Here is a 25,414-nt window from a genome sequence, read left to right on the forward strand (position 1 = left end):
GGCCTCACTTCTCGACCGGCATGGCGTCGCCGGCATGGGCGGCGAGGTGGCTCTGCGTCCCGCCGGCAAGATCGGTGACGAGATCGTCGAGGAGCGCGACGAAGAAGACGAGCAGGCCGAAGGCCATCAGGCTCTGCGGATACCAGAGCTTCACCGCAACGAGGCCCTGATTGATCTCGTTGTAGACATAGCTCTCGTGGACGAAGCGGATCGTGTGCCACGCCGCCCAGCCGACAAGCAGCGCCGAGACCGCCGTCACCCCCCGCTCCAGTGCCCGGCGCACGGGATAGCCGAGCGGGAAGCGCTCGATCAGCAACCCGACGCGGATATGCGCGTTGCGGCGATAGGCCGGCGCAAGGCCGACGATCGTCGTCGCGACAAGCGCGAAACCGGCGAAATCATCGGCGGAGGGAAGCTGGCTGCCGAGCGCGCGCAGCCCGACCTGGGCCAGGACCAGCAGCGCGATCGTCACCAGGCTCGCGGCGGCGACGAAGGCCGCGCAGGCATAAAGGGCATCGAGTGCGCGTCGCATGGCGCATCACCTCGCATCAGGGGGGAGGGGGCGCTCCCCCGCGCGGCGTCGCCGCGGGAGGGAACGCCGGATCGGGCTTACTTCGCGAAATCGGCGAGAAGCTTCTCGCCATCCGCGCCGGCCTTGGCGGCCCATTCCTTGGCCATGGTCGCGCCGATTGCCTTCAGCTCGGCCTTCATGGCGTCGCTGGCCGGATTGACCTTGATCCCCTTCTCGGCAAGCGTCTTCTTGTAGCCCTCGTTGAGATCCTGGCTCATCTTCCAGCCGCGATCCTCGGCGCGGGCGGCGGCCTCCAGCACGCCCTTGCGGACATCCTCGGGCAGGGCATCGAAGGCGCGCTTGTTCACGAAGACGAGGTTCTGCGGCAGGAAGGCCTGCGTGTCGTAGTAATGGCTGAGGTAATCCCAGGCCTGCTGGTCGACGCCGGTGGCACCGGACGTGATCATCGCGTCGAGCACGCCGGTGCGGAAGGCCTGCGCGATCTCCGGCACCTGGATCGTCGTCGGCACCGCGCCGACAAGCTGGATGAAGCGCGCCGTCGCCGGGTTGTAGGAGCGGAATTTCGTGCCCTTGAGATCGGCGAGCGCCTTGATCTCCTTCTTGGTGTAGACGCCCTGCGGCGGCCAGGCGACCGAGTAGAGATACATCATGCCCTGCTTCTCGAGCCGCGCGGCGATATAGGGCTTGGCGAGGTTGTGCAGCTTGCGCGCCGCTTCATAGGAGGTGGCAAGGCCCGGCACGCTCTCGAAGCCGAACATCGCATCCTCGTTGGCGAGCACCGAGATCAGGATCTCGCCGATCGGCGCCTGGCCCGACTGGATGGCGCGCTTCATCTCCGGCATCTTCACGAGGCTCGCGTTCGAATGCACCGTGATGTCGAGCTTGCCGCCGGTCGTCTTCTTCACATCCTCGACGAAGGCGCGGACATTGACGGTCTGGAACGTGCCGTCCGAATAGGGGGTCGGCATGTCCCATTTGGTCTGGCCCATGGCCGGCGCGGCGATGAGTGCGAAGCCGGCGAGGATCGCGGCGTGGAGGGTCGAGTTCATCCCTGATCTCCCTGTTTCTGGGAACCCGGCAGGGGATCGGGCTCCCGGTTGCACCAGCTGCTATAATGCGGCGAGTTTCGAATTGCGGATATCCGTGATCAGCATCGATCCCGGATAATGCGTGATGGCGAAATCCGGCCGCGCCGCCGCGATCACCGCCTGCGGGGTGACGCCGCAGGCCCAGAAGACCGGCAATTCATCCGCCCGGATCTCGACCGGATCGCCGTAATCGGGCCGGGCGAGATCGGCGATGCCGATCATCGCCGGCATGCCGATATGCACCGGCGCGCCGTGCACGGCCGGAAAGCGCGAGGTGATCTGGATCGCGCGGATCGCATCCGCCGGTCTGAGCGGCCGCATCGAGACCACCATCGGCCCGGCGAAGGGGCCGGCCGGCGCGCAGGCGATGCTGGTGCGGTACATCGCGACATTGCTGCCGCAGGCGATGTGGCGCAGCGGGATCCCGTCCTCGATCAGCGCTTCCTCGAAGGAGAAGCTGCATCCGATGACGAAGGCGACCAGATCGTCGCGCCAGAATTCGCGGATCTCGGCCGGCTCTGCGATGCATTCGCCGTTCCGCCAGACGCGGTAGCGCGGCAGGTCGGTCCGCAGATCGATCCCGGCGCCGAGCGCCGGCACATGCGGCGAGCCGGGCTCGCTCATGCCGATGATCGGGCAGGATTTGGGATTGCGCAGCGCGAATCGCAGGAAATCACCGGCGAGCGCCCGCGGCAGGATCGCGAGATTGCCCTGGACGAAGCCGGGTGCCATGCCGGCGGTGGAGCCGGAATGTCGCCCCGCGCGGATCGCGGCGCGCGCCGCCTCCGGGGCCGTCTCATGCGGCAAGGATGCCGTCCCCCCGCCTGCTTCACCCGCATGCCGCATGCGGTTCTCCCTTCTGGCCGGTCTTGACGCCGGTTCCCCGGCTGCTCGCGGGGCAGCCCTGGGCAGCCTAAAGCAGCATTGGTGAACGGTGCCCTGAAAGAGTGATCTTGTCAACAAATTATCGACGTTTTAAGAGTGAGGCATAAAGAGGGCATAATCCGGGAGGGGTCAGCCATGGCGCAATCGATCGCAGCAACCGGAAAGGTCTGGGATTTCTGGATCGATCGCGGCGGAACCTTCACCGATGTCATCGGCCGGGATCCTGCTGGCAAGCTGCATGCCAGGAAGATGCTCTCGGAAAATCCGCGCGTCTACCGCGATGCTGCCGTGCAGGGCATCCGCGAATTGCTCGGGCTTGCGGCCGGCGCGCCGATCCCCGCGGGGCTGGTCGGCGAGGTGCGGATGGGCACCACCGTCGCCACCAATGCGCTGCTGGAACGCAAGGGCGAGCGCACGGTGCTCGTCACCACGCGCGGCTTCCGCGATGCGCTCGAACTCGGGTATCAGGCGCGGCTGGACATCTTCGCCAAGGCGATTATGAAGCCGGAACTGCTCTATGCCGAGGCGGTCGAGATCGCCGAGCGCGTCCTGGCCGACGGCACGGTGGAAACGCCGCTCGACGAGGCCGAGGCCGAGGCGGCGCTTGCGGCGCTGAAGGCGCGCGGGGTCGAGGCGATCGCCATCGTGTTCATGCATGCCTATCGCTATCCGGCGCATGAGGCGCGCGTGGCGGCCATCGCGCGCCGGCTCGGCTTCGCGCAGGTCTCGGTCAGCCACGAGGTCTCGCCGCTGATCAAGCTCGTCGGGCGCGGCGACACCACGGTGGTCGATGCCTATCTCTCGCCGATTCTGGCCCGTTATGTCCGGCAGGTCTCCGAGGAGCTGGATGTCGCGCGCACCGGCATCCGGCTGATGTTCATGATGTCCTCGGGCGGGCTCACGGCGGCGGACCTGTTCCAGGGCAAGGATGCGATCCTGTCCGGCCCCGCCGGCGGGGTGGTCGCGCTGGCGGAAACCGGCCGCGCGGCCGGGTTTGGCCGGGTGATCGGCTTCGACATGGGCGGCACCTCGACCGATGTCGCGCATTACGACGGTGCCTTCGAGCGCGCCTTCGAGACCGAGGTGGCCGGGGTGCGCATGCGCGCGCCGATGATGCGCATCCACACGGTGGCGGCGGGCGGCGGCTCGATCCTGCATTACGACGGCGCCCGCTTCCGCGTCGGGCCGGATTCGGCCGGTGCCAATCCCGGCCCCGCCTGCTACCGCAATGACGGCCCCCTTGCGGTGACGGATGCCAATGTCATGGTCGGCAAGCTCGATCCCGCATATTTCCCGGCGATCTTCGGCCCGAAGCGGAACGAGCCGCTGGATGTCGAGGCGGTGCGGCGGAAATTCGCGGCGCTGGCGGCGGCGCTGCCCGGCAAGAGCGCCGAGGAGATCGCCGACGGCTTCATCGCCATCGCGGTGATGAACATGGCCAATGCCATCAAGAAAATCTCGGTCGAGCGCGGCTATGACGTCACCCGCTACGCGCTCAACTGCTTCGGCGGCGCCGGCGGCCAGCATGCCTGCCTCGTCGCCGATCAGCTCGGCATGCGCGAAATCCTGATCCATCCGTTCTCGGGCCTGCTCTCGGCCTATGGAATGGGGCTCGCGGCGATCCGCGCGACGCGGCAGATGGCGGTGGAGGCGCCGCTCGCCGGCGATGTCGGCGCGCGCGTTGCCGCGGCCGCGGCCGGAATCGGCGCCGAGGCTTTGGCCGAGGTCGCTGGGCAGGGCGTGGCGCCGGAGGCGATCCGCCTCGTGACGGCGCTGCATCTGCGCTATGCCGGCACCGACAGCCCCATCGATATCGTCTGGAATGCGGGGGACGGCCCCCAGGCGCTGCGCGCGCGGTTCGAGGCCGCGCATCGTGCGCGGTTCGGCTTCACGGATTCGGCGAAATCGGTCGTCATCGAGGCGATCTCGGTCGAGGCCGTCGGCGGCGGCGCCGGCTTCGAGGAGCCCGCCGCGCCGGCGCCGGAGCACCGGCCGGAGCCGGTGTCGCGCACGCGCTTCTATTCGCAAGGCGCCTGGCGCGAGGCGGGCATTTTCCTGCGCGATCGCCTCGCGCCCGGCGCACGGATCACCGGCCCGGCGATCCTGATCGAACCGAACCAGACGATCGTCGTCGAGCCCGGCTGGTCGGCGCAGCTCACCGCGAAGGATCATGTCGTGCTGACGCGCGGCGAGGCCCTGCTGCGGGAGAAGGCGATCGGCACCGGCGCGGGCGGCGGCGCGGGTGCCGATCCGGTTCTGCTCGAGATCTTCAACAATCTCTTCATGTCGATCGCCGAGCAGATGGGGGTGGCGCTTCAGAACACCGCCTATTCGGTGAACATCAAGGAGCGGCTCGATTTCTCCTGCGCGGTTTTCGACCGCGACGGGCGGCTGGTCGCCAACGCGCCGCATATGCCGGTGCATCTGGGCTCCATGGACCGTTCGGTGGAGAGCATCATCCGCAACAACGCCACCATCCTGCCCGGTGATGTCTACGCGATCAACGCGCCCTATAACGGCGGCACGCATCTGCCGGACATCACGGTCTGCACGCCGGTCTTCGATTCCAGAGGCGAGAGGCTGCTCTTCTGGGTCGCGAGCCGCGGCCATCATGCCGATATCGGCGGCATTGCCCCCGGCTCGATGTCGCCGCTCGCCACCAATATCGAGGAAGAGGGCGTCTATATCGACAATTTCAAGCTGGTGGACCAGGGCGAATTCCGCGAGGAGGCGCTGGTGAGGCTGCTGACCGGCGCGCGATATCCGGTGCGCAACGTCGTCCAGAACGTCAACGACCTCAAGGCGCAGATCGCGGCCAACGCCAAGGGGGTCGCCGAACTCGAACGGATGATCGAGTCGTTCGGCCTCGATGTCGTCGAGGCCTATATGGGCCATGTGCAGGACAATGCCGCCGAGAGCGTCGCGCGTGTCGTGGCGCGGCTGCATGATTCATCCTTCGAATACGAGATGGACCAGGGCTGCTTCATCCGCGTGAAGATCAGCGTTGATCGCGAGAAGCGGGAAGCAACGGTCGATTTCACCGGCACCTCGCCGCAGCGCGCCGACAATTTCAACGCGCCCGAACCGGTGACGCGTGCGGCGGTGCTCTATGTCTTCCGCGTGATGGTGGAGGACATGATCCCGATGAATGCGGGCTGCCTGCGCCCCATCCGCATCATCGTGCCGGAGGGCTCGATGCTCTCGCCGCGCTACCCCGCCGCCGTGGTTGCGGGCAATGTCGAGGTCTCCCAGGCGGTGACGAACTGCCTGTTCGGCGCGCTGGGCGCCATGGCGGCGGCGCAAGGAACGATGAACAACCTCACCTTCGGCAACGAGACCTATCAATATTACGAGACGATCTGTTCCGGTTCGCCCGCCGGCCCCGGCTGGCACGGCACGCCGGGCGTCCATACCCATATGACGAACAGCCGTCTCACCGATCCGGAAATCCTCGAATTGCGCTTCCCCGTGGTGCTGGAGGATTTCCACATCCGCCGCGGCTCGGGCGGGGCGGGGCAATGGCGCGGCGGCGACGGCACGCATCGCCGCATCCGCTTCCGCGAGCGCATGGAATGCGCGCTGCTCTCCGGCCATCGCCGTGTTCCACCTTTCGGGCTCGCGGGCGGTTCGCCGGGGCTCGTCGGCCGCAACAGCGTGCGCCGGGCGGACGGGCGGATCGAAACCCTCAAGGGCTGCGACCAGACCTGGCTCGAACCGGGCGAGGCGATCATCATCGAGACGCCGACGCCCGGCGGGTTCGGCGCGGCGTGAAGCCGCAGGAAAGGCGCAATCAAAGGCAAGGTTGCGCGCGTGAATTGCACAAAACCAAGCTAAAATTGCGCAAGCGCAATTTTAGCTTGTTCCCCGCTCCCTGCTCAAAAAATATGCAGATCGATTCTGAAAGGGAAACAAAAGCACGCTCAGGTAGAAATGCCCCAAAAAGTTCAACCTAAGGGTAGTGATTTTGACTTGATCTAATTTTGAATTCAGTATACTAGAACACGCTGAATAAATATGACTTTTATAGATTGTTAATCAGTAAAACATGATATGCAAAACTGTATGAAACGCAGAGGTGGGGCTTCTGTTATGTCCAAGGTTGAATTTGATCAATATAAGCTCAATCTATTTAAGATGTACAACATAGACGAAGGCATTTTGAAAACTATTGTTTCAAACAAAAAAGAAATAATAGAGCATGTATCCGCTGTTCTTGATGATTTTTATGTGCATATTATAAAAATACCTGATATTTATAGAATTTTTGAGAATGATGAGCGGCGAAATTACGCTCAAAAAATGCAATTGAAGCATTGGGATATGATAACGGACGCGAAGTTTGACGGAGATTATTTTGCGTCTGTCCGGCGCACCGGGGAAGTTCATAACAAGCTCGGGCTTTCAATTTCCGCCTATATTGGGGGATATCGCTTTGTCGTCGCCTCTGTGATCGAGCGCATGGCCAAGAAACATTGCTCCGGACTGTTTGGTCGCAACCGGTTTGCGGAATTGGCCGGCGCCTTCATCACACTGGCAATGCTCGACATGGATTGCGTGATCCATGTGTACGAGCGTGCCATGCAGCGAGACCGGCAACAGGCGATCGAGAACATTGCACAGGAGTTTAACAATCGCATCCGTCCGATCGTCGTGGATACCGCAGAGGCGACCACCTCCCTTGAGGGCATCGCCCGAGAGGTTGCCTCCATGGCAGAGAAGACCAATTCGCAATCAACCATGATTGCTGCCGCGGCAGAGCAGGCGTCACTCAGTGTCAACACAGTCGCCGCCGCTTCGGAAGAACTGGCTGCTTCGATCGATGATATCGCGCTCAAGGCGGGCGAGGCGAGCCGGGTCGCGGCGGAGGCAATGACCTCCGCCGATACCACCGCGCGGCAGATCAGCGAATTGCTTCAGGCAGCGCAGAAGATAGGCTTGGTCGTCGGGCTCATTGAATCCATTGCGAGCCAAACCAACTTGCTCGCACTCAATGCGACTATTGAGGCTGCGCGCGCGGGTGAATCGGGGCGCGGCTTCGCCGTGGTTGCTGCGGAAGTGAAGCAGCTTGCAACCCAGACCGCGAAGGCCACCGCCGACATTTCGGGCCAGATCGCGGCCATCCAGCATTCGACCGAATTGTCCGCCGGGGCGATCGGTGCGATCACCGAGGTCATCGGCCGCCTCAACGATTTCGCTTCAGCGATCGCGGAATCCGTTGCGCAGCAGAAACAGGCGACCGACGAGATCGCACAAAGCGCGCAGGAAGTATCGACCGGCACCCGTGACGTCACGCGGAATATCGAAGGGGTCGCTGGTGCGACAGAGGCTGTTGCCGGTCATTCCGACCGCCTGCTGGCGGCCAGTCACGATATGAGCCGGCAGATTGACCTGCTCTCCGCCCAGGTGTCGGGGTTCCTAGATAAGATCAGCGCAGCCTGAGGACCCGCCGCGCCTTCACCAGGTGCCGGTATTGGGCATGCTTGCCCAGGGCTCTGCCACCGGCAGGGCCTCGCCCTTCTGGAGGAGTTCGACCGAAATCCCGTCCGGGCTCTTCACGAACGCCATCCGGCCTTCGCGCGGCGGGCGGTGGATCGTGTAGCCCGCGGCCTGGATATGCGCGCAGGTGGCGTAGATATCGTCGACGCGATAGGCGAGATGGCCGAAATTCCGCCCGCCGGCATATTCCTCGTCGTCCCAGTTGTAGGTGAGTTCCAGTTCTTTCGATTTGTGCGCCTTGGCATGCTCGACATCGCCGGGCGCCGCGAGAAAGATCAGCGTGAACCGGCCTTGCGGGTTGTCGATCCGGCGCGTTTCGACCAGGCCGAGCGCGCCGCAATAGAAGCGGAGGCTCGCCTCGACATCGCGGATCCGGACCATCGTGTGCAGGTATTCCATGCCGGAGATCCTTTCGGGGCTTGCGGGCAGCGGGAGGCTTGGCAATAACGCAGGCGGCGCGGGGGAAATAGGCCGGCAGCGCCGCGCCGCAAGGGGCGGTTTCCGCCCGTCCCGACCCGCCGTCACTCCGTTCCGTCCGGGCCGGACTGCTTCCGAGGAGCCGCCATGTCGAGCCTGCCCCTGTTCTCGCCGCTGCTGCGCGGCGCGCGCGTCGTCCCCGTGCTGACGATCGAGCACGTCGAGCATGCCGTGCCGCTGGCGCGTGCGCTCGCCGCCGGCGGGCTCGACGTCATCGAGGTCACGCTGCGCACCGAGGCCGCGCTGCGCGCCTGCGAGGCGATCGCCGCGCAATGCCCGGAGGTGGTGCTCGGCATCGGCACGGTGCTGACGCCGGCGCAGATCGGCGAGGCGCGCGATGCCGGCGCGCGCTTCCTCGTCACCCCCGGCACCAGCGCGCGCATGGCGCGGGCAACCGCCGAGAGCGGCCTGCCCGTGCTGCCGGGTGCGGCGACCGTCTCCGAGATGCTGACGCTGATGGAACTCGGCTTCCGCGAGCTGAAATTCTTCCCCGCCGAGGCCGCCGGCGGGCTCGATTACCTGAAATCCGTCGCCGGGCCGCTCGCGGAACTGCGCTTCTGCCCCACGGGCGGGATCGGCCCGCAGAACGCGCCGGCCTATCTCGCGCAGAAGAACATCCTCTGCGTCGGCGGGTCCTGGATCGTGCCGAAAGCGGCGCTGGAGGCGGGTGATTTCGCCGCCATCACCTGGCTCGCGGCCGAGGCCGCCGCGCTTGGCCGCTGAACGGCGCCGCGTGCTCTGTCGGGACGGGCGGCGCGGGGTTATCCCCGCATGATTGCGCGGCCCCGCCTTCCGGGATTGCTGACAAGCCGGGAATGGATGCTATGGTTAACGCAGGAGAAAGATTCGTCGTGCGTTCGCCTGTCTCCAGGTCCTGAAGAACCCCGGAGCGGTCCCGAACACGCGGCGCAACGATAGCGGGCCTCGGGTAGCGATGGGTGACGATTTCGGAGCGAAGGGGTTCGGCAGCCGGTTCATGGTCCCGGGCGCCGCGCGCGATCAGGAGACCCGCCAGGACGACCAGCCGCTCGATCTGGTCGAGATTTCCGGGCGCATCAAGTGGTTCGACGTTTCGAAAGGTTTCGGCTTCATCGTTCCGGATAACGGCATGGCCGATGTCCTGCTCCATGTGAGCTGCCTGCGCCGCGACGGCTATCAATCCGCCCCCGAAGGTGCGCGCATCGTCTGCGAGGCGCTTGAACGGCCGCGCGGATATCAGGCGTTCCGCATCCTCTCGATGGATGTGACGACCGCGACGCATCCCTCGCAATTGCCGCCGGCCCGGACCCATGTCCAGGTGACGCCGACGGGCGGTTTCGAGCGCACGGTCGTCAAATGGTTCAACCGGCTGCGCGGCTTCGGCTTCGTGACACGGGGCGATGGCACGGAGGATATCTTCGTCCATATGGAAACGCTCCGCCGCACCGGCATCGCCGAGCTGACGCCGGGCGAGACGGTCTATGTCCGCTTCGGCAACGGCCCCAAGGGGCTGATGGCGTCCGAGGTCCGGTTGCCGGAGAAGGGCAACCCGCCAAGCTCGCATTAACCGCGCGCGCGGGCGGCCGATGCCCACGCATGCGGCCGGCTGCGGTTTCTGGTATCATTGTGACACGGAATCGGTCGGCCATGAGAACCATGGCCGCGGCAAACGGGAACGGAGCGAACCAGAAGGGAGCGCTTGCGCAAATGGCCGAACAGAAACACAACCCTGGGGATAAAATCGGTTCTCTTGCACGCAGCCGCATCTTCATTCTCGGCTTCTGCGCGGTGCTGGCGGGGGTGGTTGCGATCTCGCTCACCTCCAATCTCGGCCGCATGTGGGAGAACTGGGATACCGCCGGCAAGACCAATGCCAGTTTTACCGCCGCGCCGCGTCTCGAACGGCTCGAGATCCTCTCGCGCGAGCGGCGGCATTCGGTGAATGTCGAGGTTGCCCGCACCGAGAACGAGCGCGCGCGCGGCCTGATGTTCCGTCGCACCATGCCGCAGGACCAGGGCATGCTGTTCGATTTCCAGCAGGACCAGATGGTCTCGATGTGGATGAAGAACACCTATATCCCGCTCGACATGATCTTCGTCTTCGCCGACGGCCGTATCCACCGCATCGAGAGCCGGACGGAACCGGAATCCGAGCGGGTGATTTCATCGGGCGTGCCGGTGCGGGCGGTGCTGGAACTCAATGCCGGGGCCGCGGCGCGGCTCGATCTCCGCCCGGGCGACCGGCTGATCCATCCGATCTTCCGGTGAGCGGCGGCGGTTGTCCGGGCCGATGCGCTGTGATAGCCGGAGAGCTTGCCGGCGGGGTATAGCGCAGCCTGGTAGCGCGGAAGTTTTGGGTACTTCAGGTCGCAGGTTCGAATCCTGCTGCCCCGACCAATAAACCCTCCCGAGCAATAAACCTTCTCGAGCAGGAAACCCTCCCGAGCTTAACCCGGTCGGTTCATCCGCTCCGGGCGGACGCGGCGCGCCCGCCCGTTCTCCGGCTCAGCCGGCGGCGGCGGGGCCCGGCGCGCCGTCACCCACAGGCCCGTGCCCGCCGTCTGGTCCTTGACCGTCCGATGAATGCCCGCCACGGCGGCGCAGGCGGGCCGCGCCATCGGCGATGCCCTGGCAGACGGTGTAGAAGATCGGCGTGAAGACGAGCCCGAACAGCGTCACGCCGAGCATGCCGGCGAAGACGGCGGTACCGAGCGATTGCCGCATCTCGGCGCCGGCGCCGGAGGCGAAGACCAGCGGCACCACGCCGAGGATGAAGGCCAGCGAGGTCATGATGATCGGCCGCAGGCGCGTGCGCGCCGCCGCCACCGCCGCCTCCGCGCGCCCCATGCCCGCCTCATGCGCCTGCTTGGCGAACTCGACGATCAGGATTGCGTTCTTGGCCGCGAGGCCGACGAGCACGATCAGCCCGATCTCGACCAGGATGTTGCGGTCGAGATCGCGGATCCCGACGCCGATCATCGCCGCGAGGATGCACATCGGCACGATCAGCACCACCGCGAGCGGCAGCAGCCAGCTCTCGTAGAGCGCCGCGAGCAGCAGGAAGACGAACACCACCGCAAGCCCGAAGGCGAGCAGCGCCGTGTTGCCGGCGAGCTTTTCCTGCAACGCGATCTCGGTCCATTCGAAACCGATCCCGGGCGGCAGCCGCTCGGCCGCGAGCTTCTCGACCACGCGGATCGCCTCGCCCGAGGAATAGCCGCGCGCCAGACTGACCTGCACCTCCGCCGCCGGGTAGAGGTTGTAGCGCGGCACGCGGAAGGCGCTCGTCGTGTCCGCGAAGGTAGCGATCGAGCCGATCGGCACCATCTCGCCGGTGGCGTTGCGGGTCCGGAGATTGGCGACGTCGCGCAATTCGAGCCGGTAGGGGTTGTCGGCCTGCGCCGTCACCCGGAAGGTACGACCCAGGATATTGAAATCATTGACGAAGGCCGAGCCCATATAGATCGAGAGCGTCTCGAAGATCCGGCTGATCGGCACGCCCATCTGCTCGGCCTTGGTGCGGTCGATATCGGCGTAGATCTGCGGCGTGCGCGTGTTGAACAGCGTGAAGGCCGAGGTGAAGCCCGGCATGGCGTTGAGCGGCCCGGCCATCGCCCAGGCTGCGCCCTCCAGCGCCGGGAGCCCGCGGCCCGACCGGTCCTGGACATAGGCCTTGAGGCCGCCGCTGGTGCCGATTCCGGGCACCGAGGGCGGCTCGATCACCAGCACGAAGGCTTCTGGAATTGCGAACATCGCCCGCCGGAGATCGGTGAGGATGCCCTGATAGCTGAGCCCCTCCTTCTCCCGCGCCTTGAAATCCTTGAGGCGGACGAAGATCACGCCGGTGTTGGGGGCATTGGTGAAGGTCGCGCCGTCGAAGCCGACGAAGGCCACCGAATCGAGCACGCCCGGCCGGGATTGCAGGATGTCGGACGCCCTGCGGACCACCGCATCGGCGCGCTCCAGCGTCGCGCCGGGCGGGAGCTGGAAGGCGGTGATAAAATAGCCGCGGTCGAGCTGCGGGATCAGCCCGGTCGGGGTCTGGACGAGCCGGAAATAGGTCAGCCCGAGCAGCCCGCCATAGGCGACCAGGACGAGGAGGCCCACCCGGATCAGCCGTCGCGTCAGCCCGGCATAGCGGTCTCCGAGGAAGCGGAAGGACCGGTTGAAGCCGCGGAAGAATGCGCGCAGCGGCGCCCCCAGCACGTAGAGAAGGCCGCCGGCCGGCGCCTTGTGCGCGTCATGCGGCTTGAGCAGGATCGCGGCCATCGCCGGCGAGAGCGTGATCGAGACGAAGGCGGAGATCAGCGTCGCCGCCGCGATGGTCACCGCGAATTGCCGGTAGAACGAGCCCTGGAGCCCGGTGATGAAGGCGGTGGGGATGAACACCGCGCAGAGCACGAGCGCGATCGCGATCAGCGCCGAGCCGACCTCGTCCATCGTCTTGTGGGCGGCCTCCGGCGCCGACATGCCCTCGGCGAGGTAGCGCTCCACATTCTCGACCACGACGATCGCGTCATCAACAACGATGCCGATCGCCAGCACCAGCCCGAACAGCGACAGCGTGTTGAACGAGATCCCCACCGCGCCCATCACCAGGAAGGCGCCGAGCAGCGAGACCGGGATCGCCATGATCGGGATGATCGCCGCGCGCCAGCTCTGGAGGAACAGGATCACCACCAGCACGACGAGCAGGATCGCCTCGATCAGCGTCTTGACGACCTCGTTGATCGATTCCTGGATGAATTCCGTCGGGTTGTAGACGATGGAATAATCGACGCCGGCGGGGAAATCCCGCTTCATCGCCTCCATCTGCGCCTTGACCGCCTCCGCCGTCGAGAGCGCGTTGGAGCCGGGGCGCTGGAACAGCACCATCGCGGTCGCGACCTTGTTGTTGAGATAGGCGTTGACCGTGTAATCCTGCGAGCCGAGTTCGACGCGCGCGATGTCGCGCACGCGGATATAGGAGCCGTCGGCTTCCGCCCGGACCACGATATCGTTGAACTGCTCCGGCTCCGAGAGCCGGCCGAGCGTTTTCACCGCCAGCTGGAACGCGCCCTGCGTGGCGCCGGGCGGCTGGTTGATCGCCCCGGCCGCCACCTGGAGATTGGCGGCCCGCAGCGCCGCGACGACCTCGCTTGCCGTCAGATTGCGCTCGGCGATCTTGCCGGGGTCGAGCCAGACGCGCATCGAGTAATCGCGGGCGCCGAAGACATTGACCGCGCCGATGCCGTCGATGCGCGCCAGCACGTCCTTCACGTAGAGCGAGGCGTAGTTCGAGATGTATTGCTGGTCGCGCGAGCCATCGGGCGAGATCATGTGCACGACCATCATCAGGTCGGGCGAGGCCTTGCGCACGGTGATGCCGAGCCGGCGCACCTCCTCCGGAAGGCGCGGTTCCGCGACCGAGACGCGGTTCTGCACCAGCACCTGTGCCTGGTCGATATTCGTGCCCGGCTTGAACACGACATTGATCGACAGCCGCCCATCACCCGTCGATTGCGAGCCGATATAGAGCATGTTGTCGACGCCGTTGACCTCCTGCTCGATCGGCGTCGCCACCGTGTCGGCGATGACGCTGGCTTCGGCGCCGGGATAGGTCGCAGTGATGTTGACCGTCGGCGGCGCGATCTCGGGATATTCCGCGATCGGCAGCGCGTTGAGCGTGATGAACCCGGCGATCGTGATGATGATCGAGAGCACGGAGGCGAAGATCGGGTGCTTGATGAAGAAATGCGCGAACCGCATGGCGCGATCCTTTCAGAGGGGAGCGGGTGCGGAAGCGTCAGTTCTGGGCCTTGATCTCGGCCGGCTGCGGGTTGACCACCGCCCCCGGCCGGACCATCGGATTGGCGATGCCGGTGATGATCACCCTGTCCTGCGCCGTCAGCCCCTCGCGGATCACGCGCAGGCCGTTGGCGATCGGTCCGAGGGTCACGACCTTTGGCACCACCTTGTTCTCGGGTCCGACCACCAGCACGACCTTGCGCGCCTGGTCGGAAACGATCGCCGCATCTGGAACCAGTAGCACGTCGGCATCCCCGCCCCAGAGCCGCATCCGCCCGAAGGTGCCGGGCGTGAGGAGCTGGTCGGCGTTGTCGAAGACCGCGCGGCCGCGGATCGTGCCCGAGCGGGCATTGATGCGGTTGTCCACGAAATCCATCTTGCCGGTGCGCTTCCAGTCCTTCTCGTCCGAGAGCCGGACCTGGACAGGGTTCGCCGTGTTGCGGCCGGAGGGCCGGTCCCCCGAGGCGGAGAGCCGCGAATAGCGGAGGAAATCGGCTTCCGAGGCGTCGAATTCGAAATGGATCGGATCGAGCCGGACGATCGTCGTCAGCAGCGTCGCGCCGGCCTGTCCGCCGGCAATCAGGTTGCCGACATCGATGCGCTTGTCGGAGATGCGGCCGTCGATCGGCGCGCGGACCTCGGTCCATTCGACATTGAGTTCGGCAGTCTTGGCATTGGCCTCCGCCGCGAGCAGCACGGCGCGCTGCACCGCGAGCGTCGAGCGGCGCTGGTCGACATCGCGCGCGGTGATCGTCTGGTTGCGGATCAGCCCCTCGGCGCGCTCGACCTCGTTCTCGGCCAGCTGGACCTGCGCCTGCGCGCGGGCCACTTCGGCGCGCGCGGCCTCGAGCGCGAGCTGGAAGGGGCGGGGATCGATCGTGAACAGCAGATCGCCGCGCTTGACGATCTGCCCGTCGCGGAAATGGATCTTGTCGACATAACCCGAGACGCGCGCGCGCACCTCGACCTGCTCGAAGGGCACGAAGCGGCCGGTATATTCGTCCCAGAGCTGCACCCGCTGCTGGAGCGGCTGTGCCGCCCCCACCACGGGCGCGGGCGGGGTCCCCTGCGCCAGGGCTGCCGGGGCGGTGGCGACGAGCCCCGCGGCGAGCAGACCATACCGGACCCAATGCTGGTGCCGCGGCTTTTCCATGACGATACCTCTGGGCAAAATTGGCGGAATTGTCGCGTAAGTATGGCTGGACACCTCATGTTGCGAGCCCCCGCGCGCCGGAAAATGTCAGGAGTGATGCATTTTGGGGAATCTGCGTCAGGTTCCAGTGCTGGGTAACCGGCCGGGTTTCCGCAACGCGGCGAGTTGATCCCGCGCGGCGCGGCCGGTATGAGGGGGCGCGCGCAAAGCGCGGAATCGATCGAATGCCGGAAGGTGCCCCGATGAAGGCCCGGATCTACCGCCCCGCCAAGACCGCCATGCAATCCGGCCAGGCCAAGACGCAGCGCTGGCTGCTCGAATTCGAGCCCGAGGCGCGCCGCGTGCGCGAGCCGCTGATGGGCTGGACGAGTTCCGCCGACATGCGCAGCCAGATCCGCCTGTGGTTCGACAGCGCCGACGAGGCCGTTGCCTATGCGCGGCGCGAGGGCATCCCGTTCCGGCTCGAGGCGCCCAAGGAGGCGAGCCGCCGCACCATCGCCTATTCCGACAATTTCCGTTTCGACCGCATCGGCACCTGGACGCATTGAGCGCGCCGGCGCCGCGGAGCGATCTCCCCAGCGTCGCGCCGCACGGCCGGTTGTGGCTAAGGCCCGAATCTCGGACAAGACATCATTTCTTGTCTCAATCTCAGAAAGCGATGGCGTGCTGAGGATCGCCGCAACGTTCGCCTTGCTTGTTGCTTGTGCGATTTTCATGGTTGCGCTGGGCGATGCCGGTGCGATCCCCGATGTTCTGGGCAAGCTCTCGCCCGGCATCGCCCTTCTCGCCTTTCTCTTTCTGGTCCTCAACGCGCTCGCGGCCTCGTTCCGGCTCCAGATCATCGCCCGCGAATATGGCTGCCGGCTCTCGTTCCGCCAGGCGATGGCGGCGGTCGGCGGCGGCAGCATCGGCGGGGCGCTGTTCTTCCAGCTCGCGGGGCAATTGTTCGCGCAGAGCGCGATCCTGGCGCGGAGCGGCGTCTCGGCGGCGACGACCGTGCTCGTCACCGGCCACGAGCGGCTGGTTGCGGCCGCGATCTCGGGCATCCTCGCGCTCGGCGGCGCCTATCTGATCTATGGCCGCATCGCGATCCGCGCCGAGGCCGGCGGGCTGGAATTCGCGAAGATCGTCGCGGGGCTGGCGCTCGCGGCCGCGGCCGCGGCGGTGATCGGCTATCCGGACCTGTTCCAGGATGCCCGGCGCGCCCTGAAGGGGCGGAATGTCGCCGGCGCCCTCCTCATCTCGGCATTGTCGAGCCTGATCGTTCAGCTGCCGATGATGGCGGCCTATGCGGTGCTGATCCGGTTCTTCGTGCCGGCGGTGCCGATGGCCGATCTCCTCGCCGCCACGGCGATCATCATGTTCGCGGCGAGCGTGCCGATCAGCTTCGCGGGCTGGGGCGTGCGCGAGATGAGCGCGCTGCTCGCGCTTGGCGTCATCGGGGTGGAGCCGGGCGTGGCGCTTGTGACGGCCGTGTTCGTGGGCGCCGGTTCCCTTGCCGCGATGATGCTGATCACGCTGCTCGCGCTGTCCGAGCGGCGCATGCCGCCCACGGCGGATGCCAGCGATGTCGCCGATCCGGCGCGGGCCCGGCTTGATTCCGTGCTAACGGCGGGCATTCCGCTGCTGATCGCGACGCTGATCCCGTTCCAGCTCTTCCTGCCCACCGCCGGCGGGCTCGTGAATGTCAACCTGGCCGATCCGTTCGCGCTGCTCGCCGCCGCCTGGACGATCCTGCTGCTCCAGCGCGCGGGGCGGGTGCGCGCGGCGCTGAGGAGCCCCGTGGGGCTGGCGCTTGCGGCGATGACGCTCGCGCTGACGCTGTCGCTGCTGATCGGGGCCGCCATGTTCGGCTGGACGAACTGGGCGACGACCAATCGCTATTTCGGCTGGTTCGTGCTGCTCGGCTATTTCGCCGCCGGCGGGCTGCTGGTCCGGCAAGCCGGGCTTGCCGGCCTGCGCATGGTCGGCCTCGCGCTGGCCGGCGCCGTGACGGCGATCGCCGTGATGGAACTCTCCCTCCTCTCGCTGGTGGCGGCGGGGCTCAAGGTGCCGGAGGTGCTGCTGACGAATCCGATCGCCGGCTTCGCCCAGAACCGGAACGCCTTCGCGCTGCAATTGCTGACGGCGGCGGCGCTGACCGCCGCCCTAGCGCCGGCGGGGCGCGGGCGGCTGGCGATGCTCGCGATCCAATGCGTCTGCCTCGTGGCGACCGGTTCCCGCGCCGGCTGGGGGGCCGGGCTGGTGCTGCTCGCGGCGATGATCCTCCTCGGCCGTCTGCGGGCGCCGGATGCGGCGAAGCTCGCCGGTGCCTGCCTGCTGGTGGTCGGCGCGCTGGCTTTGCCGGCCGGTTTGGTGTTCCTCCTCGAAGCCGTGATTCCGCAAGCCCTGCGCGCTCTCGGCCTCGATCCCGTGGGTCCGTCCTCGCTCGGCAATACGCGCCAGATGGCGGGCATCAGTATCGTGCCCAATCCATCGACCAATGCCGAACGTTTCCACAGCATCGAGACCGGGCTCGCCATGTTCCGGGATGCGCCGTTGTTCGGCGCCGGGCTGGGGGCCTTCGTCCGGCAGGAACTCGCCGCGAGCGGCCGTTTCCTGGTCATCCATTCGACACCGGTCTGGCTGCTCGCGGAATTGGGGCTGGCCGGTTTCCTCGCCTTCGCCGCCCCGCTGCTCGCCCTTGTCGGGAGGGCGCTGCGGCCCGCCCGGCGCGGGGATGCCGCGGCCCAGCTTGTCCTGTTCCTGCTTCTGGTCTTCGGAACCATGGCGCTCGTCCATGACATGCTCTACCAGCGCATCCTCTGGTTCGCGCTGGGCGGCGGGGTGGCGGCGCTGCTCGCTTCCGGCCGGAACGGGGCGGCGGAGAATTGCGCCGGCGGCGGAAATCTGCTTCCTCCATGAGCGGAGGGCGCGGCTTTTCCCGCGCCCCCACGGCCCCTTAGCTCAGCTGGATAGAGCACGTGCCTTCTAAGCATGAGGTCGCAGGTTCGAACCCTGCAGGGGTCGCCAAACGCTTGCCCGGCCTCGTTCCAACCGGCTTGCATCGCCCGGCCTGAGCGCGCAAAAGGGCGAGGGTCGGGGCAGGGCCGGCGATGGCCAGAGCGGACGGATTCCATCATGCGATATGCCAAGGCCACGCTTCTCAACCAGGATTGGCGCGGCGTGTTCCTCGCGCTGACGCGCAGCCATCTGCGCGCGATCCTCGCGCTTGCGCTCATCTCCTTCTGCCTGTTCGCGCCGGGGCAGATCAGCCTTCAGCCGATGGACCGTGACGAGCCGCGCTTCGCGCAGGCGACGAAGCAGATGCTGGAGACGGGGGATTTCGTCGATATCCGCTTCCAGGACGAGGCCCGCCACAAGAAGCCGGTTGGGATCTACTGGCTTCAGGCGGCCGCGGTCTCGGCCGGCGAGGCGCTGGGGATCGACGGTGCGCGGACGACGATCGCGCTCTACCGCCTGCCATCGCTGATCGGCGCGATCGCCATGGTTTTGCTGACCTATTGGGCGGCGCTCGCCTTCCTTTCGCGCGAGGGGGCGCTGCTCGCGGCCCTGATCATGGCCGGCTCGGTGCTGCTCGGGGTCGAGGCGCGGCTCGCCAAGACCGATGCCGTGCTCGGCGCGCTCTCGGTCGCGGCCTTCGGCTTCCTCGCCCGTGCCTATCTCGCTGCGCGCGCGCCGGGCATCGCGCCGGCACCGGCTTCCGCGCACCACACCGCCTTCTGGCTGGTGATCGGTGCCGCGGTGCTGATCAAGGGTCCAATCACGCCGCTGATCGTGGGGCTGGCCCTGGCCGTTCTTGCGGTGCGGGACCGGGATCTTGGCTGGTTCCGGGCCATGCGGCCGTGGCGGGGGCTCGCGCTCGTCGCACTCGTCGTGCTGCCCTGGCTCGTGCTGATCCTCTACAAGGCCGGCTGGAGCTTCATCGCCGATTCGGTCGGCCGGGACATGCTGGCCAAGGTCGGCGGCGCGCAGGAGAAGCATGGCGCGCCGCCCGGCACCTATCTCGGCGTCTTCTGGCTCACCTTCTGGCCGGCGGCGCCGCTGGCGCTGCTCGCCGCACCCTTCGCCTTCCGCGAGCGGCGCGATGACGGCGTCGCCCTGCTCCTCGCCTGGATCGTGCCGTTCTGGCTGATCCTCGAGGCGGTGCCGACGAAGCTGCCGCATTACGTGCTGCCGCTCTATCCGGCGCTGGCGATCCTGATCATGCTCGCCGCCGAGCGCGCCGGGCTGATGCGGTCGTGCTGGGCGCTGGCGCTTGCGGCCGGGCTGATGGCGCTGGTGCCGCTGGTCTTCCTCGTCGGGGCGCCGGCCCTGTTCCTGATCCTCGAGGAAGGGCAGCCGCTGTTCCGTCTGCCCTTCCTGGCGCTGCCCTTCCTGGTGATCGCAGCCTGTCTCGGCCTGCTCGCGGCATTGACGATCCTGCGCGAGGCGCGGCCGGTGCGCGGGCTGGTGCTGGGGCTCTGCGCGTCGGCCGCCCTGGTGGTTGCGGCCTATCCGTTCGGCTTGCCCGCTCTCAAGGCGCTCAATCTCTCGCCGCGCCTTGCCGAGGCGGCGCGGGCGACGGGCTGCGTCGATCCCGAATTCCTGACCGTCGGCTATCGCGAGCCGAGCCTCGTTTTCCTGACCGCGACCGGCCTGCGCATGCCGAACGCCGCCGAGGCGGCCGCGCTGATGGACCGCGACGGCGACGGCTGCCGGATCGCCTTCATCGAGCAGGCGCATGAGGAGGCGTTCCGCGCGGCGCTGCAGGGCCGCGCCGCGCCGGCGCTGGTGACGCGGGTGCGCGGCGTCAACATCAACGCCGCGCTCGACAAGAGCCGCCGGTTGCGCGTGCTCGATATTGGCGTCTATGTGCGCCGCTGAACGGAACCGGAGCGCCCATGGCAGAACAATCCGAGACGCCGCACGAGAGCGGGCCCCCGCGCGTCTCCGTCGTCGTGCCGATGCGCAACGAGCAGGGCAATGTCGCCCCGCTCGTCGCCGAGATCGCGGCCGTGCTCGACGGGCGCGAAGCCTACGAGCTGATCGTCGTCGATGACGGCTCGACCGACGAGACCGCCACGATCCTCGCCAATCTCCGCGCGACCTATCCCGCCCTGCGCGTTCTGCGCCATGCCGCGAGCGGCGGCCAATCGGCCGCGATTCGCGCCGGCGTCTATGCCGCGCGCGGCGGGGAGATCGTGACGCTCGACGGCGACGGCCAGAACAACCCCGCCTTCATTCCCCTTCTCCTTCAAACGCTGCGCGGCGATCCGGCGATCGGCCTTGTCCAGGGTCAGCGCATCGGGCGCAAGGATACGGCGTTCAAGCGCTGGCAATCGCGCATGGCGAACCGGATCCGCGGTGCGATCCTCAAGGACGGCACCCGCGACACCGGCTGCGGGCTGAAGGCCTTCCCGCGCGCGGTCTATCTCCGGCTGCCCTATTTCGATGCCATCCACCGCTTCATGCCGGCGCTGGTGCGGCGGGAAGGGGGCGTGGTGGCGCTGGTCGATGTGGTGGACCGGCCGCGCGGGTCGGGCCGCTCGAATTACGGGTTCTGGGGGCGGCTCGGGATCGGCATTCTCGACCTTGCCGGCGTGTGGTGGCTCATCCGGCGCAAGCGCCCCACCCCTGGCGTCACGGAGATCGCCTGATGCTGATCCAGCTGTCGCAGGGGCTCAATTCCTTCCTCCACGAAGTGTTCATCAGCAATTTCACCTGGTGGGCGGCGATGGGCGTGTTCGGGCAATTGCTGTTCGCGGCGCGCTTCATCGTGCAATGGATCGCGAGCGAGCGCGCGGGGCGCTCGGTCGTGCCGCTCGCCTTCTGGTTCTTCTCGATCGGCGGCGCCGCGATCGTGCTCGCCTACGGCATCCACAAGCGCGACCCCGTGATCATTCTCGGGCAGGCCTTGTCCTTCTTCATCTATTTCCGCAATCTCGCACTGATCGCGAAGGAGCGGCGCGAGCGCGGCAGGGTCGCGGTCGAGGGCGATTCCTGAGGCGCGCCCCTTCGACCCGCCTGGACCCGCCCCGCTCAGACCCGCGCCATGGCCGCGAGCGCCTGGTCGAGATCGGCGATCAGATCCTTCGGCGATTCGAGCCCGATATTGAGGCGCACGGCCCGCCCGCCCGGCGCGAACCGCGTCGCGGAGCGGTAATCGGTGCAGTCGAACGGCACCGCGAGGCTCTCGAAACCGCCCCAGGAATAGCCCATCGCGAACAGCTTCAGGCTATCAAGGAAGGTCTCGACCTGGCGATCGCTCTCGGCTTTCAGCACGATCGCGAACAGGCCCGAGGCGCCCTTGAAATCGCGCGCGAAGAATTCATGGCCCGGGCAGCCCGGCAGCGCCGGATGCCGGACGGATGCGACCTGCGGATGGCCGGCGAGATGCTTGGCCACCCGCAGCGCATTGGCGCCCTGTTCGCGCAGGCGCAGCCCCATGGTGCGCAGCCCGCGCAGCGTCAGGAACACATCGTCCGGCCCGAGATAGAGCCCGAGATCGCCATGCGTCGCCTTGAGCGCCGGAAAGGCGGCGGCATTGGCCGCAACGAGCCCGATCAGCACGTCCGAATGCCCGGACGGATATTTGGTCGCGGCGTTGATCGCGATGTCGACGCCGAAATCGAGCGGCCGGAACAGGAGCGGCGTCGCCCAGGTATTGTCGATCAGCGTGACGAGGCCGCGCGCTTTCGCGACCCCGACGATCGCCGGCACGTCCTGCACCTCGAAGGTCTGCGAGCCGGGGCTTTCCAGGTAGATCGCGCGCGTGTTCGGCCGGACGAGATCGGCGATCCCGGCCCCGATCATCGGATCGTAATAGGAGGTCTCGACGCCGTAGCGCCGCAGCACGCCGTCGCAGAAGCTGCGCGTCGGGCGATAGGTGGAATCGACCATCAGCAGGTGGTCGCCCGCCTTCAGGCAGGAGAGGATCGCGGTCGAGACCGCCGCAGCGCCGGACGGGCAGATCACGGTGCCGGCCGCGCCCTCAAGCTCCGACCACAGGCTTTCCAGCGCCTCGGAGGTCGGGTTGCCGCGCCGCCCGTAGGTGAAGCGGTTGCGGTGCGCGAGGCAATCCGCCGCGTTCGCATAGACCACGGTCGAGCCGCGATAGGGCGGGGTGTTGACGAAGCCGAAGCTCTCCGCGGTGTTGCGGCCGCCGACCACGAGCAGGGTATCGGAATCTAGGGTCGATTTTTCTTGATTTGAGAGTTTCTTCATAATCTTGTTCTCATTTCAGGCTATTATAAGGGATAATTTTCTGAAGAGAGTGTAGACGCCCCGCCGGTTCGGGGCAAGGGGGCATGCGCGGATGCCGTCGGTTGCGGCGGCATGCCGTCCCCGGTTGCATCCTGCCGGATTGCGCGGCCGGTCGCGCGGTCGCGAAACCTAACCGATTGTAACTATCGCTTGACCTTTCGTCTTAGATCGCCTGTCATGCCGCGTCCTGCCGCTGACGATCGAACCTTGGCGCGCAAAACCGGCGCCCCGGCGGGAGCAGTGAAACACTCGGGGAGACGAGTTTATGAAAAAGCTGATGATGTCCGTCGCTCTCGGCGCGGCCCTTGGCATGGTCGCCGGCGCGGCTTCGGCGCAGACGCTGAACCAGGTCAAGACGCGCGGTGTTCTGCAATGCGGCTCGAATACCGGCCTCGCGGGCTTCGGGCAGCCGGACGCGCAGGGCAACTGGACGGGCCTCGATGTCGATTTCTGCCGGGCGGTCGCCGCGGCGATCTTCAACGATGCCGCGAAGGTGAAGTTCGTCCCGCTCTCCGCGAAGGACCGCTTCACGGCGCTGCAATCCGGCGAGGTCGATGTCCTCGTCCGCAACACGACCTGGACGATGTCGCGCGATACCTCGCTGGGCCTCGAATTCGGCCCGGTGAATTATTACGACGGTCAGGGCTTCATGGTGCGCAAGAAGCTCAAGATCGCCTCGGCGATGGAGCTTTCGGGTGCCTCGGTCTGCACCCAGCAGGGCACGACCACCGAACTCAATCTCGCAGATTTCTTCCGTGCCAATAAGCTCAAATACGAGGTCGTGACCTTCGCAACCTCCGACGAGACGACCAAGGCCTATGATGCCGGCCGCTGCGACGCCTTCACGACCGACGCCTCGGGCCTCTATTCGGAGCGCCTGCGCCTCACCAACCCGGACGATCACATGGTCCTGCCGGAGATCATCTCCAAGGAGCCGCTCGGCCCGGCCTGGCGCCATGGCGACAACCAATGGGGCGACATCATCAAGTGGACGCATTACGCCATGCTGACCGCCGAGGAACTCGGGGTGACCAAGGCCAATGTCGACGAGCAGCTCAAATCCACCAACCCGGACGTGAAGCGCCTGCTCGGCACCGAGGGCAAGTTCGGCGAGGCGATCGGCCTCACCAACGACTGGGCCTACCGGATCATCAAGCATGTCGGCAATTACGGCGAGGTCTTCGAGAAGAATGTCGGCCAGGGCTCGCGGCTGAAGATCGCCCGCGGCGTCAACGCGCTGTGGAACAAGGGCGGCCTGCAATACGCACCGCCGATCCGCTGAGCGGCTGACGCGGGAGCGGTCGGCCCCTGCCGGCTGTTCCCGCCTCTCAATCCGGCGTGCCGGGGATCCCTTGCGGGAGGCGCGCCGGATCAATCGGAAACGGGCGGCATAAGCCCGATCCGGGTTGGTTCTGCCGGCCATCTCCCTGTCGGCAGTCGTGATCGCGCAGCGTTCGGCGCTGCCGCGAAGCGGCGGCCGACAGGATGGGGAGAGCCGGTCGGATCCGGTGGGGAGGGGTTGCGGCCTGATCCCCGATCGATGTGGGGAGAGTGCGGTGAGTTCGATCGATGCCCGGCCCTCCGGGGCGACGGGGAGCGATTCCCGCCCGCATGTGGCCTTCTGGAACAATCCGAAGGCGCGCGGGGTCCTTTTTCAGATGCTCCTGTTCCTGGCCGTCGGCTTCCTGGCCTATGCGGCGGCCTCGAACGCGATCGAAAACCTCCAGAAGCAGAAGATCGCTTCCGGTTTCGGTTTCTGGAACAACATCGCCGGCTTCGATATCGGCCAGCGGCTGATCCCCTACGAGACGACCTCGACCTATGGCCGAGCCTTCTGGGTGGGCCTCCTCAACACCTTGCTGGTGGCGGGGATCGGCATCGTGCTGGCCACGCTTCTCGGCTTTGTCATCGGCATTGCGCGCCTGTCGCGGAACTGGCTCGTCGCGAAGCTCGCAACGGTCTATGTCGAGCTGATCCGCAACACGCCGCTGCTGCTGCAATTGCTGTTCTGGTACAATGCGGTGCTGAAAGCGCTGCCGGAAGTGCGCGAGAGCCTCGCGCTGCCAGGTGGGGCCTTTCTCAACACGCGCGGCCTGTTCGTGCCGGAGCCGGTTTTCGGCGCGGGCTTCTCCCTCGTTCTCGGCGCGCTCGGTGCCGGATTCGTCGCGCATCTCGGCATCCGCCGCTGGGCGCGCCGCCGGCAGGAGCGGACGGGGCAGCGTGCGCCGGTTCTCGCGATCGGCTTCGGGCTGATCGTCCTGCTGCCGCTGCTGGTCTATCTGCTTGCCGGGCAGCCGCTGAGCTTCGCCTATCCCGATCTCGGCCGCTTCAACATCCGCGGCGGGGTGCAGGTCTATCCCGAATTCGTGGCCCTGCTGCTGGGGCTCGTGATCTATACCGCCGCCTTCATCGCCGAAGTGGTGCGGGCCGGCATCCAGGCGGTCTCGAAAGGGCAGACCGAGGCTGCCTATGCGCTGGGGCTGCGCCCCGGCCCGACGCTGGATCTCGTCGTCATTCCGCAGGCGATGCGGGTGATCATCCCGCCGCTCACCTCGCAATATCTCAACCTCACGAAGAATTCCTCGCTCGCGGTGGCGGTCGGCTACCCGGATCTCGTGCAGGTCTTCGCCGGCACGGTGCTGAACCAGACCGGCCAGGCGGTGGAGGTGATCGCGATCACCATGGCCGTCTATCTGACGATCAGCCTCGCGACTTCGCTGATCATGAACTGGTACAACGCGCGCAAGGCGCTGGTCGAGCGCTGAGGGGGCG

Annotated in this window: 19 protein-coding genes and 2 tRNA genes; 14 read left to right on the forward strand and 7 right to left on the reverse strand. The window is 66.7% G+C overall.

Annotation, left to right across the window (positions count from 1 at the left end; translation table 11 throughout):
- Nucleotides 1-4: 4 nt before the first annotated feature.
- From FWJ24_RS05625 to FWJ24_RS05635, 3 genes are all read right to left on the reverse strand, one after another.
- Nucleotides 5-532 carry a TRAP transporter small permease gene (locus tag FWJ24_RS05625; protein ID WP_150286829.1) on the reverse strand — a complete coding sequence of 176 codons (528 nt, stop codon included), beginning with the start codon at nucleotides 530-532 and terminating at the stop codon, nucleotides 5-7.
- A 77-nt stretch (nucleotides 533-609) separates the two neighbouring features.
- The gene (locus FWJ24_RS05630; RefSeq protein WP_150286830.1) at nucleotides 610-1,581 is read right to left on the reverse strand and encodes a TRAP transporter substrate-binding protein; all 972 of its coding nucleotides are present in this window, start codon (nucleotides 1,579-1,581) and stop codon (nucleotides 610-612) included.
- Between the two features lie 60 nt (nucleotides 1,582-1,641).
- Nucleotides 1,642-2,466 carry a putative hydro-lyase gene (locus FWJ24_RS05635; protein ID WP_150286831.1) on the reverse strand — a complete coding sequence of 275 codons (825 nt, stop codon included), beginning with the start codon at nucleotides 2,464-2,466 and terminating at the stop codon, nucleotides 1,642-1,644.
- A gap of 174 nt (nucleotides 2,467-2,640) precedes the next feature.
- Between FWJ24_RS05635 and FWJ24_RS05640 the strand changes: the two genes are divergently transcribed.
- Both FWJ24_RS05640 and FWJ24_RS05645 read left to right on the forward strand, forming a co-directional pair.
- Nucleotides 2,641-6,276, forward strand: a complete 3,636-nt coding sequence (locus tag FWJ24_RS05640) for a hydantoinase B/oxoprolinase family protein (protein WP_150286832.1) — start codon at nucleotides 2,641-2,643, stop codon at nucleotides 6,274-6,276.
- A 318-nt stretch (nucleotides 6,277-6,594) separates the two neighbouring features.
- Entirely contained in the window at nucleotides 6,595-7,944 is a 1,350-nt protein-coding gene (locus tag FWJ24_RS05645; protein ID WP_166443596.1) for a globin-coupled sensor protein, read from the forward strand.
- 15 nt (nucleotides 7,945-7,959) lie between these two features.
- On the opposite strand, the gene FWJ24_RS05650 is transcribed toward FWJ24_RS05645, so the two are convergent.
- The gene (locus FWJ24_RS05650; protein ID WP_150286834.1) at nucleotides 7,960-8,400 is read right to left on the reverse strand and encodes a VOC family protein; all 441 of its coding nucleotides are present in this window, start codon (nucleotides 8,398-8,400) and stop codon (nucleotides 7,960-7,962) included.
- 165 nt (nucleotides 8,401-8,565) lie between these two features.
- Between FWJ24_RS05650 and eda the strand changes: the two genes are divergently transcribed.
- The 4 genes from eda (at nucleotide 8,566) to FWJ24_RS05670 (ending at nucleotide 10,854) form a co-directional block, all read left to right on the forward strand.
- Nucleotides 8,566-9,201 carry a bifunctional 4-hydroxy-2-oxoglutarate aldolase/2-dehydro-3-deoxy-phosphogluconate aldolase gene (gene eda, locus FWJ24_RS05655; protein ID WP_150286835.1) on the forward strand — a complete coding sequence of 212 codons (636 nt, stop codon included), beginning with the start codon at nucleotides 8,566-8,568 and terminating at the stop codon, nucleotides 9,199-9,201.
- Nucleotides 9,202-9,412: 211 nt separating this feature from the next.
- Nucleotides 9,413-10,024 (forward strand): cold-shock protein, encoded by a 612-nt coding sequence (locus tag FWJ24_RS05660; RefSeq protein ID WP_150286836.1) that lies wholly within the window; start codon nucleotides 9,413-9,415, stop codon nucleotides 10,022-10,024.
- 140 nt (nucleotides 10,025-10,164) lie between these two features.
- Nucleotides 10,165-10,725, forward strand: coding sequence for a DUF192 domain-containing protein (locus tag FWJ24_RS05665; RefSeq protein ID WP_246155556.1), 561 nt, complete (start codon nucleotides 10,165-10,167; stop codon nucleotides 10,723-10,725).
- Between the two features lie 52 nt (nucleotides 10,726-10,777).
- Nucleotides 10,778-10,854, forward strand: a tRNA-Pro gene (locus tag FWJ24_RS05670).
- A gap of 108 nt (nucleotides 10,855-10,962) precedes the next feature.
- Here the strand turns inward: FWJ24_RS05670 and FWJ24_RS05675 are convergent.
- Nucleotides 10,963-14,205 (reverse strand): efflux RND transporter permease subunit, encoded by a 3,243-nt coding sequence (locus tag FWJ24_RS05675; protein ID WP_150286837.1) that lies wholly within the window; start codon nucleotides 14,203-14,205, stop codon nucleotides 10,963-10,965.
- Nucleotides 14,206-14,242: 37 nt separating this feature from the next.
- Nucleotides 14,243-15,397 (reverse strand): efflux RND transporter periplasmic adaptor subunit, encoded by a 1,155-nt coding sequence (locus FWJ24_RS05680; protein ID WP_150286838.1) that lies wholly within the window; start codon nucleotides 15,395-15,397, stop codon nucleotides 14,243-14,245.
- Nucleotides 15,398-15,639: 242 nt separating this feature from the next.
- Between FWJ24_RS05680 and FWJ24_RS05685 the strand changes: the two genes are divergently transcribed.
- The 6 genes from FWJ24_RS05685 to FWJ24_RS05710 all read left to right on the forward strand — a co-directional run bounded on the left by FWJ24_RS05685 (nucleotide 15,640) and on the right by FWJ24_RS05710 (nucleotide 21,383).
- Entirely contained in the window at nucleotides 15,640-15,945 is a 306-nt protein-coding gene (locus FWJ24_RS05685) for an ETC complex I subunit (protein WP_150286839.1), read from the forward strand.
- Nucleotides 15,830-18,301, forward strand: coding sequence for a lysylphosphatidylglycerol synthase domain-containing protein (locus FWJ24_RS05690; protein ID WP_150286840.1), 2,472 nt, complete (start codon nucleotides 15,830-15,832; stop codon nucleotides 18,299-18,301). Before FWJ24_RS05685 ends, FWJ24_RS05690 begins: the two co-directional genes overlap by 116 nt.
- Nucleotides 18,302-18,332: 31 nt before the next feature.
- Nucleotides 18,333-18,409, forward strand: a tRNA-Arg gene (locus tag FWJ24_RS05695).
- Nucleotides 18,410-18,517: 108 nt separating this feature from the next.
- Nucleotides 18,518-20,263, forward strand: a complete 1,746-nt coding sequence (locus tag FWJ24_RS05700) for an ArnT family glycosyltransferase (protein ID WP_246155557.1) — start codon at nucleotides 18,518-18,520, stop codon at nucleotides 20,261-20,263.
- 17 nt (nucleotides 20,264-20,280) lie between these two features.
- A complete protein-coding gene (locus FWJ24_RS05705) occupies nucleotides 20,281-21,036 on the forward strand; it encodes a glycosyltransferase family 2 protein (RefSeq protein ID WP_150286842.1) in 756 nt (251 codons plus the stop codon).
- Nucleotides 21,036-21,383: a lipid-A-disaccharide synthase N-terminal domain-containing protein gene (locus tag FWJ24_RS05710; protein ID WP_150286843.1), complete on the forward strand. Its 348-nt coding sequence runs from the start codon at nucleotides 21,036-21,038 to the stop codon at nucleotides 21,381-21,383. Before FWJ24_RS05705 ends, FWJ24_RS05710 begins: the two co-directional genes overlap by 1 nt.
- A gap of 35 nt (nucleotides 21,384-21,418) precedes the next feature.
- Here FWJ24_RS05710 and metC read toward each other — a convergent pair whose 3' ends face one another.
- The gene (gene metC, locus FWJ24_RS05715) at nucleotides 21,419-22,603 is read right to left on the reverse strand and encodes a cystathionine beta-lyase (protein ID WP_150286844.1); all 1,185 of its coding nucleotides are present in this window, start codon (nucleotides 22,601-22,603) and stop codon (nucleotides 21,419-21,421) included.
- 304 nt (nucleotides 22,604-22,907) lie between these two features.
- Here metC and FWJ24_RS05720 point away from each other — a divergent pair, with 304 nt between their 5' ends.
- On the forward strand, nucleotides 22,908-23,924 hold the full coding sequence (locus FWJ24_RS05720) for an amino acid ABC transporter substrate-binding protein (protein ID WP_150286845.1): 1,017 nt from the start codon (nucleotides 22,908-22,910) through the stop codon (nucleotides 23,922-23,924).
- Nucleotides 23,925-24,300: 376 nt separating this feature from the next.
- Nucleotides 24,301-25,407 carry an amino acid ABC transporter permease gene (locus FWJ24_RS05725; RefSeq protein WP_150286980.1) on the forward strand — a complete coding sequence of 369 codons (1,107 nt, stop codon included), beginning with the start codon at nucleotides 24,301-24,303 and terminating at the stop codon, nucleotides 25,405-25,407.
- Nucleotides 25,408-25,414 lie beyond the last annotated feature (7 nt).

Origin of the sequence: Rhabdaerophilum calidifontis, assembly GCF_008641065.1 — a bacterium.
In the GTDB taxonomy this organism is placed as follows: Bacteria; Pseudomonadota; Alphaproteobacteria; order Rhizobiales; family Beijerinckiaceae; genus Rhabdaerophilum; species Rhabdaerophilum calidifontis.

What these genes read in the sequence shown, in the direction of transcription:
- FWJ24_RS05660 (WP_150286836.1), top strand. Translation starts at nt 9,413, where the DNA reads ATGGGTGACGATTTCGGAGCGAAGGGGTTCGGCAGCCGGTTCATGGTC.
- metC (WP_150286844.1), bottom strand. Translation starts at nt 22,603, where the DNA reads ATGAAGAAACTCTCAAATCAAGAAAAATCGACCCTAGATTCCGATACC.
- FWJ24_RS05635 (WP_150286831.1), bottom strand. Translation starts at nt 2,466, where the DNA reads ATGCGGCATGCGGGTGAAGCAGGCGGGGGGACGGCATCCTTGCCGCAT.
- FWJ24_RS05710 (WP_150286843.1), top strand. Translation starts at nt 21,036, where the DNA reads ATGCTGATCCAGCTGTCGCAGGGGCTCAATTCCTTCCTCCACGAAGTG.
- FWJ24_RS05625 (WP_150286829.1), bottom strand. Translation starts at nt 532, where the DNA reads ATGCGACGCGCACTCGATGCCCTTTATGCCTGCGCGGCCTTCGTCGCC.
- FWJ24_RS05685 (WP_150286839.1), top strand. Translation starts at nt 15,640, where the DNA reads ATGAAGGCCCGGATCTACCGCCCCGCCAAGACCGCCATGCAATCCGGC.
- FWJ24_RS05725 (WP_150286980.1), top strand. Translation starts at nt 24,301, where the DNA reads ATGCTCCTGTTCCTGGCCGTCGGCTTCCTGGCCTATGCGGCGGCCTCG.
- FWJ24_RS05645 (WP_166443596.1), top strand. Translation starts at nt 6,595, where the DNA reads ATGTCCAAGGTTGAATTTGATCAATATAAGCTCAATCTATTTAAGATG.
- FWJ24_RS05705 (WP_150286842.1), top strand. Translation starts at nt 20,281, where the DNA reads ATGGCAGAACAATCCGAGACGCCGCACGAGAGCGGGCCCCCGCGCGTC.
- FWJ24_RS05720 (WP_150286845.1), top strand. Translation starts at nt 22,908, where the DNA reads ATGAAAAAGCTGATGATGTCCGTCGCTCTCGGCGCGGCCCTTGGCATG.
- FWJ24_RS05680 (WP_150286838.1), bottom strand. Translation starts at nt 15,397, where the DNA reads ATGGAAAAGCCGCGGCACCAGCATTGGGTCCGGTATGGTCTGCTCGCC.
- FWJ24_RS05630 (WP_150286830.1), bottom strand. Translation starts at nt 1,581, where the DNA reads ATGAACTCGACCCTCCACGCCGCGATCCTCGCCGGCTTCGCACTCATC.
- eda (WP_150286835.1), top strand. Translation starts at nt 8,566, where the DNA reads ATGTCGAGCCTGCCCCTGTTCTCGCCGCTGCTGCGCGGCGCGCGCGTC.
- FWJ24_RS05700 (WP_246155557.1), top strand. Translation starts at nt 18,518, where the DNA reads ATGCGATATGCCAAGGCCACGCTTCTCAACCAGGATTGGCGCGGCGTG.
- FWJ24_RS05675 (WP_150286837.1), bottom strand. Translation starts at nt 14,205, where the DNA reads ATGCGGTTCGCGCATTTCTTCATCAAGCACCCGATCTTCGCCTCCGTG.
- FWJ24_RS05690 (WP_150286840.1), top strand. Translation starts at nt 15,830, where the DNA reads ATGCGCGGCGCGAGGGCATCCCGTTCCGGCTCGAGGCGCCCAAGGAGG.
- FWJ24_RS05650 (WP_150286834.1), bottom strand. Translation starts at nt 8,400, where the DNA reads ATGGAATACCTGCACACGATGGTCCGGATCCGCGATGTCGAGGCGAGC.
- FWJ24_RS05665 (WP_246155556.1), top strand. Translation starts at nt 10,165, where the DNA reads ATGGCCGAACAGAAACACAACCCTGGGGATAAAATCGGTTCTCTTGCA.
- FWJ24_RS05640 (WP_150286832.1), top strand. Translation starts at nt 2,641, where the DNA reads ATGGCGCAATCGATCGCAGCAACCGGAAAGGTCTGGGATTTCTGGATC.